Consider the following 12940-nt stretch of genomic DNA (forward strand, 5'->3'; position numbering starts at 1 on the left):
CCGTACCGCGCCGTGACGACCCCTTGGACGAACCGGCGTCCGGCGAACATGGCAGCCGACCCTAAAGGGTCATAAGCCTTCAGGAGTTCCACGAATGGCTCAGAGTGCAGAGGTATCGGGAAAGGCGCGCACCAAGCTCGCCTTGCGGGATATTGTCGAGGATCCCCGCATCGTCCTGATGCTGGCCCTGGGCTTCTCGTCCGGCCTGCCGCTGCTGCTCGTGCTCGGCACCTTCTCCACGCGGCTCGCTTATTCCGACGTGGACATCAAGGCGATCGGCCTCTTCAGCTATCTGGCGCTGCCCTACACCCTCAAATTCCTCTGGGCGCCGCTCATCGACCGTTTCGACGTGCCCGTCCTGAGCGCCCGCATCGGCCGCCGGCGCTCGTGGATGATCGCCACACAGGTCGCCGTCGCCCTCGCGCTCTCGCTCATGGCCACGGCCAACCCGGCGAGCAGCCTCGTCCTCCTCGGCCTCGGGGCTTTTCTCGTGGCGATCTGCGCCGCGACGCAGGACGTCGTCATCGACGGATGGCGCATCGATGCCGCCGGCACCGATCTCCAGGGCGTCATGGCGGCGACCTCGAACCTCGGCTACCGGCTGGCGCTCATGTGCGCCGGGGCGGGCGCCCTGTTCATCGCCGACTGGGCCGGATGGTCGGTGGCCTATTTCAGCATGGCCGGGCTCATGGGCGTCGGCATGATCGCCGCACTCCTCGCTCCCGCCTTCGACAGGGAGCACGCCGAGGCTTTGGACGCCGCATCGGCGCAGCCGGCCGGCGCACCGGCGAAGGCCTGGTCGTTCCGCGCCGCCGTGCTCGAACCCCTCACCGAATTGCATACCCGCCTCGGCCCGGGCCTGTGGGCGATCCTCATCCTGGTCGCTTTCTACCGCATGCCGGATTTCATCTCAGGCGTGATGGCGAGCCCGCTCTACCGGCAGATCGGGTTCACCCTGACCGAGATCGGCGCGGTGTCAAAGCTCTACGGTATCTGGATCGGCATCGCCGGCGCCTTCGTCGGCGGCTGGGCGATGACCCGGTTCGGGCTGTTCCCCACCCTCGTCACCGGCGCATTCCTGGGCGCGGCCTCCAACCTCTCCTTCTCGTGGCTGTCCTATGGCGGACCGGAGGTGTGGCGCCTGACCGCCGCGATCTCCATCGACAATTTCTGCGGATCCTTCGCCGGAATGGCGCTGATCGCCTACATGTCGAGCCTCACGGCGCCGGGCTTCGCGGCCACGCAATACGCGTTGTTCTCCTCGCTTTACGCCCTGCCGGGAAAGCTCGTGGCGGGCACGTCCGGCTTCATGGTCGCCAGCTACGGTTACCCGGTCTTCTTCGCCTTCACGGCGGCGGTGGGCATCCCGGTGCTGATCCTGTGCTTCTTCGTCGGGCGCGCCGGTGAACGCAGCGCGGCCCGCGCCGCCGCCGAGACCGCCGCCTCGGGCGACACCGAGACCGTGAGCGGGAACCATCCCGCGGGCCTCACGCTTGCTTCCAGCGATCGACCCGGCGCGCCGGCGCCCGAAACACGGATGAGACCGCAGACGTGAGCAACATTTCCCTCGTCGACGATACCCGCTCCATCCCGGCCGAAGCGTCGGCCGGCCCGGACCTCAACGATGCCGACCGCGCCGCACTCGTGCGTGCCGTCCGCACGCTGGAGACGCCCGGCCTCGCCGCGCGCCTGTCCGCGGTGGCGGGGGCTCCCCTCGACATGATCAGCCGCAGCCTTCCGGCGCCCGTGACCGACGCGGTGTCGCGCGCCACGGAAGGGGCCATGCGGACGGCCCTGCGCGTGGCCCTCGCGACCCTGCCGGAGGCCGAGAAGACCATCGTCCCGGCCTCGGCCGCCGGGGCGACCGCCGTGCCGGTGCTCGACGACCTCCCCGTGCCGGCGGCGAGCACGGCGGGCGAGCGCTTCGCGCGCTTCCTGCCCACCGGCGATTTCGGACACAAGGCGATGGCGGCCCTGTCCGGCGCCGTGGGCGGTGCCTTCGGCATCGCGACCCTGCCGGTGGAACTGCCGGTCTCGACCACGCTGATGCTGCGCTCCATCGCGCAGATCGCGCGGGAAGAGGGCGAAGACCTGTCGGACCCGGAAAACGCCCTGGCCTGCGTCCAGGTCTTCGCGCTGGGCGGACGCAGCGGCGCCGAGACGGCGCTGACGGAGAGCGGGTATTTCGCCGTGCGCGCCGCACTCGCCAAGACCATGTCGGAAGCGGCGCGCTATGCCGGCAACCGCGCCCTGCTCGACGAGGCGGCCCCGGCCCTGATCCGCTTCTCCACGCAGATCGCGGCGCGGTTCGGCCTCGTCGTCTCGCAGAAGGTCGCGGCGCAGGCGGTGCCGATCCTCGGCGCGGTCGGGGGGGCGGCCGTGAACACCGCCTTCATGAACCATTTCCAGGCGATGGCACGCGCCCATTTTACTGTGCGCCGCCTGGAACGGACCTATGGCAAGGACGTGGTGCGCGTCGCCTATATCGCCGAGAAGGCGCAGCTCGCGGCCTGAAGTCGCCCGCTACCGGGCCGGATAGCGCTCCTTCAGGAGGGCGTAGACGAGGCGGGCGGTCTGGACCTCGCCGCCTTCCGGCCTTCCGGGCTTGGTCGACGGGTTCCAGCCGTACAGGTCGAAATGCACATGCGCCCGCGTACCCGGCGCGAACCGCCGCAGGAACAGAGCGGCGGTGATCGCCCCGGCGAAGGGGCCGCCGGAGACGTTGTTGAGGTCCGCGACCTTGGAATCGAGCAGGCTCGCATAGGGCTTGTGGAGCGGCAGCCGCCAGACCGGGTCGGCGGCGACCTGTCCCGCATCGTAGACGGCCGAGGCCAGGGCGTCGTCTTCGGTGAAGAAGGCCGGGAGATCCGGCCCCAGCGCGACCCGCGCCGCTCCGGTGAGGGTGGCGAAATCGATGAGGAGATCGGGCTTCTCCTCGTCGGCCAAAGCGAGGGCGTCGGCGAGGATCAGGCGCCCCTCGGCATCGGTATTGCCGATCTCCACCGTCAGCCCGGCGCGGCTCCGGAACACGTCGCCGGGCCTGAACGCGTTGCCGGCGATGGCGTTCTCGACGGTGGGAACGATGACGCGCAGGCGCAGGTTCAGGCCGGAGCCCATGATCATCGCGGCGGCGGCGAGGGCGGCGGCGGAACCGCCCATGTCCTTCTTCATCAACAGCATGCCGCTCGACGGCTTGATGTCCAGGCCGCCCGTATCGAACACCACGCCCTTGCCGACGAGGGTCACTTTCGGAGCGTCCGCGTCTCCCCAGATCATGTCGATGAGGCGGGGCGCGCGGGGGGAGGCCGCGCCGACCGCGTGGACGAGGGGGAAATCGCGGGCGAGCTCCGAGCCTTCGGTCACGGAGATCGCCGCACCGTGGCGATCGGCCAGGGCTCGGGCGACGGCCTCGATCTCCTCGGGGCCGAGGTCGTTGGCGGGCGTATTGACGAGATCGCGCCCGAGGGCGACCGCCTCGGAGATCCGGCGGATCTCGGCGGCATCGACACCCTCCGGTGTCACGAGGACGGGGGCCTTCGGCTGCGGCTTGCGGTAGCGCGTGAAGCGATAGCTTCCGAGCAGCCAGGCCAGGCAAGCGGCCTGCCCGTCGAGGGAGGGCCGGGGTTCGAGCCGGTAGGTTCCGGGGGGCAACAGCGCGGGCAGCTTGCCGACCAGGAACGGATCGGCTCCGTCCCCGAGGCCGAACAGGACCCGATCCACGCGGCCATCCTCGGCGGGAAGCAGCGCCACACGCCCGGCTTTCGGCTGAAAGTCGGTCGCCTTGGCGAAGGCCCTGTGCCTCGCGCCGAGTTCCGCTTCGAAGCTGCTCCAGTCCTCGCTCCGGATGCAGAAGATCGGGAGGGCGGCGGGATCGTCGGCGCTGAGATGGGGCAGGGTCGGATCTCGGGGGCATTGCGTGGCGCGGCCGGCTGACCCTTGGAAGCCCTGAAGTGGGGTTAACCGGCGATTAGGGTTAACGGTCTATCACCGCACGACCGGCGACGTGAAGCGTCGACCGGCAGGCTCGTGCGGAGCACGTCATGGTGTCGTTGCGTTCAAACCAGCCCTCGTCATCGCGGCCGGCCCGGACGGGGATGACGCTCCCGCTGCGTCTAGCCGGCGTGACGCTGCTCGGCCTCCTGGCGAGCGCCTGCCAGTCGGGCTCACCGGAGACCACCGGCTCGATCGGCGGGCTCTCCCTCAAGACGTTCGGGCGTGCGCCGGGCCGCGAGGTGGTGACCCTGCGCGACGTCGATGCGCTCGGCCAGAAATACAACGCCGATCAGAACGATGTCGGCCTCGCCCTGCGCTATGCGCAGGCGCTGAAGGCGACGAACCAGAAGCCGCAGGCCGTGGCCGTGCTGCAGCAGACGGCCCTGCGCAACGCCAAGAACTCGGCCGTGCTGGCGGCCTACGGCAAGGCCCTGGCGGAGGTCGGACGGTTCACCGAGGCCGCCGAAGTGCTCCAGAACGCCCATACCCCGGCCCGGCCGGACTGGCGCGTGCTGTCCGCTCAGGGCGCGGTGGCCGACCAGATGGGCGACCATGCCCGCGCGCAGGGCTTCTACGAGGCCGCGCTGAAGATCCAGCCGGACGATCCCACGGTCCTGTCCAATCTCGGCCTCTCCTACGCTCTGGCGAGGCAGCTCGATCAGGCGGAGACCGTGATGCGCAACGCCGTGGCCCAGCCACGCGCGGATGCACGGGTGCGCCAGAACCTCGCTTTGGTCCTCGGCCTGAGGGGCAAGCTCGCGGAGGCGGAGGAACTGACCCGGGGCGACCTGACCCCGGAGGAGGCAGCCGCAAACGCCGCCTCCCTGCGGGCGATGACCGCCCAGGCCCGGGCGCAGAAAGCCCCCCGATCCTCCAGCCGCTCGCTCGCCGGCGAGATGCCGCGGGGCTGAGCGCCGCCTCAGCGGTAGATCTGGATGATCGCCGGGGTCAGGATCACGACGAACAGCACCGGCAGGAAGAACAGGATCATCGGCACGGTCAGTTTCGGCGGCAGGGCGGCGGCCTTCTTCTCGGCGGCGTTCATGCGGTGGTCGCGGCTCTCCTGCGACAGCACGCGGAGGGCCTGGCCCACGGGCGTGCCGTAGCGCTCGGCCTGGATCAAGGCGGTGGTGACCGCCTTGACGGCATCGAGGCCCACACGGTTGCCGAGGTTCTCGAACGCCATGCGGCGATCGGGCAGGTAGGACAGTTCCGCCGCCGTGACGGCGAGCTCTTCCGCCAGCGCGACCGACTGGGTCACGGTCTCGATGCTGACCCGGCGGATGGCGTGCTCCACCGACATCCCGGATTCGACGCAGATCAGGGCGAGGTCGAGGGCATCGGGCCAGGCCGCCTGGATCTCGGCCTGACGCTTCTTCGTGGCATTGAGCAGGTAGAGTTCCGGTCCCTTGATGCCGAGCAGCAGGGCCGCGATGACCATCATGAGACGAACGGTGACGGAGTAGTCCAGCACCTTCAGGACGAACAGATAGAAGATCGCCGCCAGTCCGACCGCGATCGGGGTGATCATGCGAAAGAACAGGAACCCGGTCTCCGCGCCCGGCGAGCGGTATCCGGCCATGACCAATTGTCGCCGGGCGGTATCGGTGCCGAGCCAGCGGCTCAGGTTGAACTGGTCCACAACCCGCTTCATGTACGCCTTCGGCGCCACGCGCAGGGTGGATCGATTGTTGAGCCGGTCACGCTCGCGGCGGCGCAGCTCCTCGCGCTCGTCGCCGATCAGCTTCATGCGCTTGTTGAGCTTGTCGGGCTCCAGAAGCGGCTGCAGCAGGGCGAAGGCCGTCGCCGCGGCCGCCACCCCGGCCAGAACCATGCCGATGAAGCGCGGATCGATGAGCTTTTCGCCGATGAGGGACAACATGGGCGGTCAGACCTCGAAGCTGATCATCTTCTTCATCACGAAGACCCCGATCGACATCCAGATCGCGGAGGCGACGAGGGCCATCTTGCCGGTATCCGTCGTCCACAGCAGCGAGACGTAAGCCGGGCTCGACAGGTAGGTCAGCACCGCCACGATGAAGGGCAGGGCCGCGATGATGCCGCCCGAGGCCTTGGCCTCCATGCTCATGGCCTGGATCTTCCCGGCCATCTTCTTGCGCTCGCGCAAGACCTTGGAGAGGTTGCTCAGGGCTTCCGAGAGATTGCCGCCGGACCGGCCCTGGATGCCGATGACGATGGCGAAGAAGTTGACGTCGGAGACGGGCACCCGCTCGTACATCCGCACCATGGCATCGCCGAGGCTGAGACCGAGGGTCTGGGATTCCACCACCTGGCGGAACTCACTGCGGATGGGCTCCTCGGCTTCCCGCGCGATGATGCGGAAACAGTCGCCCACCGGGATGCCGGCGCGCACGCCGCGGGTGATGATGTCGATGGCGGTGGGCAGTTCGGCGATGAAGGCGGCGATGCGCCGCTTGCGCAGGACGCTCAGCATCCACAGGGGCAGGCCGAACCCGCCGGCGAACAGGGCCGCCAGGGTCGCGAGCTTGTGCGAGGTCAGGACGAAGACGAAGAGGCCGGCGACGATGGCCATGAGCACGGAGACGAGACGGAACTTCTGCTTCGTCCAATCCAGGCCGGCCCGGGCGATCCTGAGTTCGAGCGTGACCTTCGTCCCGCCGCGCTTGGCTTCGACTTCCTTCAGGCTCCTGGCCACCTGCTCGCGCCGGCTGGCCGTGACCGCGCGACTGCCGGGAGACGTCACCACGCTGACTGCTCGCATGCGCTTGGCCGCGCGGTTCTCCCCCGACAGGAGGGGGGTCAGCACCACATAGGCGATGGCCCCGGCCGCCACCGCCGCGAGCCCGACGGCGAGGGGCATCTGCAGCGCGTTCATGAGCTGCCGGCGCTGTCGGCCGCCGCATCGAGGGCGGCGGCCAGGGCCTTCTCCTCACCGTAATAGCGTGCGCGCTCCCAGAAGCGCGGACGGCCGATGCCGGTGGAGCGATGGCGCCCGACCAGCCTGCCGTTCGCGTCCTCGCCGAGCACATCGTAGACGAAGAGGTCCTGGGTGATGATGACGTCGCCTTCGAGCCCCATCACCTCGGTGATGTGGGTGATGCGGCGCGAACCGTCGCGCAGGCGCGTCGCCTGGACGATGATGTCGATCGACCCGACGATCATCTCCCGCAGGGTCCGCGAGGGCAGGCTGAACCCGCCCATGGTGATCATCGATTCGATACGGGCCAGCGCCTCGCGCGGCGAGTTGGCGTGGAGGGTGCCCATCGAGCCGTCATGGCCGGTATTCATGGCCTGGAGCAGGTCGAACGCCTCCGGGCCGCGCACCTCGCCGACGATGATCCGCTCCGGCCGCATGCGCAGGCAGTTTCTCACGAGGTCGCGCATGGTGACCTGCCCCGACCCTTCCATGTTCGCGGGCCGGGTCTCGAGGCGGACGACGTGGGCCTGCTGCAGCTGCAGCTCGGCCGCGTCCTCGCAGGTGATGATCCGCTCGTCCTCGTCAATGTAGCGCGTCAGGCAGTTCAGCAGGGTGGTCTTGCCGGACCCCGTACCGCCGGAAATCACCACGTTGCAGCGGACGCGCCCGATGATCTGCAGGATGCGGGCCCCTTCGGGCGAGATCGCCCCGAAGGTCACGAGTTGGTCGAGGGTGAGCTTGTCCTTCTTGAACTTGCGGATGGTGAGCACCGGCCCGTCGATGGCGAGCGGCGGCGCGATGATGTTGACGCGGGACCCGTCGGGGAGGCGCGCGTCGCAGATCGGCGAGGATTCGTCGACGCGCCGGCCGACTTGGCTGACGATGCGCTGGCAGATGTTCATCAGCTGCTGGTTGTCACGGAAGCGCACGTTGGTCAGCTGGATCTTGCCCCCGACCTCGATGAAGGCCCGGTTGGCGCCGTTGACCATGATGTCGGCGATGTCGTCCCGGGCCAGCAGCGGCTCCAGCGGTCCGTAGCCGAGGACATCGTTGCAGATGTCGTCGAGGAGTTCCTCCTGCTCGGCGATGGACAGGACGATGTTCTTGAGGCCAATGATCTCCGAGACGATGTCGCGGATTTCCTCGCGCGCCGATTCGACGTCGAGGCGAGATAGCTGCGCCAGATCGATGGCCTCGATCAGCGCACCGAAGATCATGCTCTTGGTGCGGAAGTAATCCTCCGACTTCACCGCCTCCCGGACGGGGACGAGCCGTTCCACCTGCTGGGTCTTCGCCACGCCCGGCTGGTCGTCGAGGACGGGAATCGGAACCTGCGGCTTTGGCGCGGACGGAACCGCGACCGCCTTCGGGATCTCCGAGGCCGGGCTCCTCCTACCGAACATGACGGACCTCCACGCAGCGCGCCGCCATCACGACGCCCTGCGTCGGGACAGCCGCGACAGGAGAGGCTCGAACAGGTTCCCGCGGACACGACGCGTCTCGGAACGCCCGATCATGCGCGCGGCGAGCTCCGAGAACACGTCCGAGGCCTTGGCGCCCGCCTGGACCTCGGCGATCATCTGACCGTTGTTGGCCGCCGTGCCGAACAGGGCCGGATCGTAGGGGATCGCCGCCGTCAGCGTGGCGTCCAGGGCCTTGGCGAACTCACCGGCCGAGATCTCGGGGCGCTTCGGCACGCCGACGCTGTTGAGGACGATGCGCGGCCGGGCGTCGTTGGGCCGGTTCTGCTGCAGCAGGGTCAGCAGGTTCTTGAGATTGCGCAGGGAGGCGAGCTCCGGCTGGGCGACGACGATGATCTCGTCGGACGAGATCAGCAGGCGCCGGGTCCAGGCCGACCAGGTATGGGGCACGTCGAGGACCACGCAGGGCACGGCGGCGCGCAGGAGGTCGATCAGGTTGTCGAAGGACGGCTCGGTGAGGTCCGTGGTCCGTTCGAGGGTGGCCGGCGCGGAGAGCAGCGAGAGGTTGTCGCTGCATTTCGAGAGCAGGCGGTCGAGGAGGTTGGAATCGAGGCGCTCGGGCGCGAAGACCGCTTCCGCGATCCCCTGCGGCGGGTCCTGGTTGAAGTTGAGGCTCGCCGTACCGAAGGCGATGTCGAGATCGGCGATGACCGTCGCCATTCCGTGCTCGCGCGCCACGGTCCATGCCAGGTTGTGGGCGATGGTGGAGGAGCCCACGCCGCCCTTGGCGCCGACCACCGCGATGGTGCGGCCGACCGGCTTGGCACCGGGCGCCGTGAACAGGTCGGACAGGGCCTGGATCAGGACGATCGGCTCCACCGGCGCCATGAGATACTCGCTCACGCCGCGCTGGATGAATTGGCGGTAGAGCTGCACATCGTTGACGTGGCCGATGACGACGACCTTCGTCCCTTCGTCACAGACCTCCGCCAGGGAATCGAGAATCTCCAGGGGGCGCGACTTCGTGCCCTGCGTCTCGATGATGACCACGTTGGGCGTGGGCGCGTGGCGGAACGCCTCGACGGCGGCGGGGCCGCCGCCCATCTGGATCTTGATCTGGGCCTTCTGCAGCCGCCTGTCGCTTCCCGCCGCCTCGATCGACGCGGCCGTCTCGCCCGTCTCGCAGAATGCCTGGATCGTGATCCGCGGCACCGGAGCGATGACGCGCTCGGGTGACTCGTTGAAGTCAGGCATGGGGCGGGGTCCGGGCTGTGGGTGACAACGAGGGCCGAAGCTCTGTCGAACGACGGGAAGGGACGCGCCGATCAGTTCTCGATGGCTGACTTCACCGACGTCTTCCCATCCTGACGCCATATGGTTGATGGATCCTTGCCCTCGCGCAGCTTATTGATGTCGACGGTGCGCCGGATCGAGTCGATGCGCCCTTCCGGCCGGCCGCGAACGAGATCGACCGGATCGGCCACCTGGCTCGCCACATTGGCCTGCATGGCGCAGCCGAGATTCCAGTGGGCCTCGTTGCGCGAGGAGAAGCCCGGGCTTCCCACGCCGAGATCCTGGGGCCAGACGCCGCATTGGCTGGCGACCTTCGCCTCCATGCGCTGGAAGCTGAGCCGCAGCGGAGCGGCGAGGAACGGGTCCGCCACCGCGTAGCCGGTGACGATCATCTGCCGTCCGCCGATGCCGTTGTCGGCGCCGAGCCTGCGGATCGCCGCCCCGGTCCGCTCCACGGCGGCACCCTGCGACGGCGAGACCCCGCGCGGGATGTCGAGGATGAGGGTGCCGCGCCCGTAGCGGCGGAATTCCAGCAGGAAGGCTTCGATATCGGCGCGCTGTCGCGGATCGACATGGCCGGTCCCGGTGACGAAGACGTCCAGCGAGCGCGTGGCATCGGCGAGCACGATGGGATGGCGGACCCGGTAATCGGCCGGATAGAGCGAGCCGGTGGTCTCGGCGCGGTCGGCACGGCATGCGCCCAAAGCGGTGGCCAGGGCGATCGACGCGAGGAGTGCGACGGGGGAGCGGAAGGGAAGGAGTGACATTGAGGGGTCGGGTCCTGATGGTGCCTGGGCCGCTTCGTCCTGCGAGATCGTGGCGTCGCGATCTTAGATCGCCGCGTCAGTCCGTGATGAAGCCGACGCGGCCACGGTAATTGGCGCCCAGCGGCGCGGCGCGGCCCGAGCCGTAGACCCGGTTCAGGCGGCCGAGCAGGATGCCCTGACCGTCCTGGGCATCGATGAAGCCGTCATCCGGCCGCACGACCTGCTTCGCCTCCATCGCCTTGGCGATGTAGGGCGTGACCATGATCATGAGTTCGGTCTCCTGCCGCTGGTAGTCCCGCGAGCGGAACAGGGCACCGAGGATGGGCAGGTTCACGAGGCCGGGCAGTCCACCGACGGCGGCCTTGCTGCGCTGCTGGATCAGGCCGGCGGTCATCATGGTCCCGCCGGAGGCGAGTTCGACGGTGGTCTCGGTCTTGCGCAGGGTGAAGGCGGGCACCGCGACAGTGGAATCGCCCTGGACGAAGGTGAAGGAGTTGGTCTGGTCGATCTCGGAGACTTCCGTGGCGACGCGCACGGAGATGCGGTTCTCCGCCATCACCACGGGGGTGAAGTTCAGGGTCACGCCATAGGTCTTGAACGCGATGCCGATGGAGCAGACGCCCCCCGTGCAGTTCTGCGAGGCGGGGACGGGAATCTCGCCGCCGGCGGTGAATTTCGCGGATTCCCCCGAGATCGCGGTGAGCGTCGGCTCCGCGAGAATGCGTGAGACACCGGCCTGTTCGAAGGCCCGCAAGGTGGCCGAAACACTCGCTCCGCCGCCTCCGTTGATCGTCGCCTTGATCTCGTTCCCGTTCGGGAACTGGCCGCCATTGAGACCGAAGGGCGCGACGTTCGCGAGGTTGAGGCCGGACCAGTTGCCGCTGAGATTGACGCCGAACTGCTTCAGCACGGTCCGGGCCACCTCGACGACGGTGACGCGGAGCATCACCTGATCCTTGCCCCGGATGGTGAGGTTGTTGATGACGGCGCCCCGGGCCCCGGCTCCGCCGGGGGTACCGCCGGCCTGGCCGACGAAGGCGGTCGCGATGTCCATGGCCTGGGCCGACTCGGCCGCAGAGCCGACGAAGCCCGACAGGATCAGCGAATCGCCGGCGGTCCGGATGTCGAACCGCCCGCCCGCGATGCTCTGGAGCAGGATCTGCCGCAGGGTTCCGAGCTTGAGGTCCCGCGCCACGGTGACGTCGAGGGCGGTGATCTGGCGGCCTTCGGCGTCCATGATGAAGATCGAGGTCGCGCCGTCCTCCATGCCGATGACGAAGACCTTGCGGGTCGAGCGCACGACGGCGTTGGCGACTTTCGGATTGGCGACGAAGACCTCCTTGGCGTCGCGCGGCAGGTCGATCACCAGGGAGCGCCCGGTCGTGAGCTCGACGCGACGCGAGGTCCCGGATTCGTTGCCGCCGACATCGACGATCGGGGCGGCCGTGAACCCATCCCGCGGCGCAGCCACGGCGGTGGCGGCGAGGACCAGGCCGGCGAGGGTCGCGAGAACGGACAGGCTGCCCACGCGGACCCGGTGTCTCGTGGTCATCTGAGAATCCTTCATCATCGCGCGGTTCGGCATCTCAGCGACGCGGTTGTTGTTTGGCGACACCGAAGCGGACGACCGTCAGGGCCGTGTCCTGCTGAGTCTCCGGCGGGGCATCCACGGTCCGGCCGGCATCCATGAGGCTGCGCAGGGAGAGGGAGAGTTGTCCCACCTTCTGGGCCAGGGTGACGGTCTCGGCTTGGGCGGGTGTCAGAGCGAGGGTCGCGGTCTCGCCGGTGACGACGTTGGTCCCGTTCCGCTCCTGAACGATCTGGCCGACGGCGAGCACGCGGATGTCGGTGAGCAGCGTCTCCGAAATCTGGACTTCGCCGCCCCCGGAACGCGAGGCGTCTTCGTCGCGATAGGTCCGGATGACGTCGACATGGTCGTTGGGAAGGATGAAGCCGCCGGCCGAACTCGACCCGCGCGTATCGGTGACGATGGCGACCGCGCGCATGCCGGAGGGCAGGATCGCGGCCATGAAGCCGCCGTCGGACCGCGCGAGCTTCTGCGGGCGGATCGGCTCACCCGCGAGGAACGCGGTGCGGACGATCGAGCCGACGATGGTGTCCATGCCGTTGGGCGAGGCCGTGCGCGTGATGTAGCCGGCGGTGATGGCCTGGTCCGGCCAGGGTTGCCAGCGAAGGTCGGCGGCCTGGATATTCTGCCCCATCGGCAGGTCGGCGGCGGCCACCAGGACATCCGTGACGGGGAGCGGGGGAGGAGGGGGCGCCTCGACCACGGCCTGGACCGGGGGCGGCGCATCGCTGCCGCTCATCAGAAAGGCGGCGCCCGAACCGGCGGCGAGCGCGATGGCGATGACGGCAAGGCGGGCTGGTTTCATCGCCGTGTTCGAACCTGACAGGACGGCCTGCTGCCGTCGCCGTCCAGGCTTCGCCGGGATTCCTCAAATTACGGTTAACGAAAACTAACGCATGCGAATCTTGTTCGACCCACGATAGGTCAGGTCGATAAAGCACAGGGTTCGTCAACCTTCGGACCCGGCCCGGCAACTTCA

11 protein-coding genes are annotated in these 12940 nt (G+C 68.7%); 3 read left to right on the forward strand and 8 right to left on the reverse strand.

The window, feature by feature from the left end:
- Positions 1–94: 94 nt before the first annotated feature.
- Positions 95–1555 carry an AmpG family muropeptide MFS transporter gene (locus ASF08_RS10010; protein WP_056144383.1) on the forward strand — a complete coding sequence of 487 codons (1461 nt, stop codon included), beginning with the start codon at positions 95–97 and terminating at the stop codon, positions 1553–1555.
- 32 nt (positions 1556–1587) lie between these two features.
- Positions 1588–2514: an EcsC family protein gene (locus tag ASF08_RS10015; RefSeq protein ID WP_443136812.1), complete on the forward strand. Its 927-nt coding sequence runs from the start codon at positions 1588–1590 to the stop codon at positions 2512–2514.
- A 9-nt stretch (positions 2515–2523) separates the two neighbouring features.
- Here ASF08_RS10015 and ASF08_RS10020 read toward each other — a convergent pair whose 3' ends face one another.
- A complete protein-coding gene (locus ASF08_RS10020; RefSeq protein WP_056144386.1) occupies positions 2524–3894 on the reverse strand; it encodes a leucyl aminopeptidase family protein in 1371 nt (456 codons plus the stop codon).
- Between the two features lie 200 nt (positions 3895–4094).
- Here ASF08_RS10020 and ASF08_RS10025 point away from each other — a divergent pair, with 200 nt between their 5' ends.
- Positions 4095–4904, forward strand: a complete 810-nt coding sequence (locus ASF08_RS10025; RefSeq protein ID WP_018042739.1) for a tetratricopeptide repeat protein — start codon at positions 4095–4097, stop codon at positions 4902–4904.
- An 8-nt stretch (positions 4905–4912) separates the two neighbouring features.
- Here the strand turns inward: ASF08_RS10025 and ASF08_RS10030 are convergent, their stop codons facing one another.
- From ASF08_RS10030 to cpaB, 7 genes are all read right to left on the reverse strand, one after another.
- Positions 4913–5875: a type II secretion system F family protein gene (locus tag ASF08_RS10030; protein ID WP_056144388.1), complete on the reverse strand. Its 963-nt coding sequence runs from the start codon at positions 5873–5875 to the stop codon at positions 4913–4915.
- Between the two features lie 6 nt (positions 5876–5881).
- Entirely contained in the window at positions 5882–6850 is a 969-nt protein-coding gene (locus ASF08_RS10035; protein ID WP_018042741.1) for a type II secretion system F family protein, read from the reverse strand.
- Complete coding sequence (locus ASF08_RS10040) at positions 6847–8295, reverse strand: CpaF family protein (protein WP_056144393.1); 1449 nt, start codon at positions 8293–8295, stop codon at positions 6847–6849. Before ASF08_RS10040 ends, ASF08_RS10035 begins: the two co-directional genes overlap by 4 nt.
- A gap of 27 nt (positions 8296–8322) precedes the next feature.
- Positions 8323–9567 carry an AAA family ATPase gene (locus ASF08_RS10045; protein WP_056144396.1) on the reverse strand — a complete coding sequence of 415 codons (1245 nt, stop codon included), beginning with the start codon at positions 9565–9567 and terminating at the stop codon, positions 8323–8325.
- Positions 9568–9638: 71 nt separating this feature from the next.
- Positions 9639–10373 (reverse strand): CpaD family pilus assembly protein, encoded by a 735-nt coding sequence (locus ASF08_RS10050; RefSeq protein WP_056144399.1) that lies wholly within the window; start codon positions 10371–10373, stop codon positions 9639–9641.
- A 76-nt stretch (positions 10374–10449) separates the two neighbouring features.
- Positions 10450–11925 carry a type II and III secretion system protein family protein gene (locus ASF08_RS10055; protein ID WP_056144791.1) on the reverse strand — a complete coding sequence of 492 codons (1476 nt, stop codon included), beginning with the start codon at positions 11923–11925 and terminating at the stop codon, positions 10450–10452.
- 34 nt (positions 11926–11959) lie between these two features.
- Entirely contained in the window at positions 11960–12766 is an 807-nt protein-coding gene (gene cpaB, locus ASF08_RS10060; protein ID WP_056144402.1) for a Flp pilus assembly protein CpaB, read from the reverse strand.
- Between the last annotated feature and the right edge of the window lie 174 nt (positions 12767–12940).

Source organism: Methylobacterium sp. Leaf85 (genome assembly GCF_001422125.1).
Taxonomy (GTDB): Bacteria; Pseudomonadota; Alphaproteobacteria; order Rhizobiales; family Beijerinckiaceae; genus Methylobacterium; species Methylobacterium bullatum.

Excerpts from the sequence above, each read along its gene's own strand:
- ASF08_RS10010 (WP_056144383.1), top strand. The coding sequence starts at position 95 with ATGGCTCAGAGTGCAGAGGTATCGGGAAAGGCGCGCACCAAGCTCGCC.
- ASF08_RS10025 (WP_018042739.1), top strand. The coding sequence starts at position 4,095 with ATGACGCTCCCGCTGCGTCTAGCCGGCGTGACGCTGCTCGGCCTCCTG.
- ASF08_RS10030 (WP_056144388.1), bottom strand. The coding sequence starts at position 5,875 with ATGTTGTCCCTCATCGGCGAAAAGCTCATCGATCCGCGCTTCATCGGC.
- ASF08_RS10035 (WP_018042741.1), bottom strand. The coding sequence starts at position 6,850 with ATGAACGCGCTGCAGATGCCCCTCGCCGTCGGGCTCGCGGCGGTGGCG.
- ASF08_RS10040 (WP_056144393.1), bottom strand. The coding sequence starts at position 8,295 with ATGTTCGGTAGGAGGAGCCCGGCCTCGGAGATCCCGAAGGCGGTCGCG.
- ASF08_RS10045 (WP_056144396.1), bottom strand. The coding sequence starts at position 9,567 with ATGCCTGACTTCAACGAGTCACCCGAGCGCGTCATCGCTCCGGTGCCG.
- ASF08_RS10050 (WP_056144399.1), bottom strand. The coding sequence starts at position 10,373 with ATGTCACTCCTTCCCTTCCGCTCCCCCGTCGCACTCCTCGCGTCGATC.
- ASF08_RS10055 (WP_056144791.1), bottom strand. The coding sequence starts at position 11,925 with ATGACCACGAGACACCGGGTCCGCGTGGGCAGCCTGTCCGTTCTCGCG.
- cpaB (WP_056144402.1), bottom strand. The coding sequence starts at position 12,766 with ATGAAACCAGCCCGCCTTGCCGTCATCGCCATCGCGCTCGCCGCCGGT.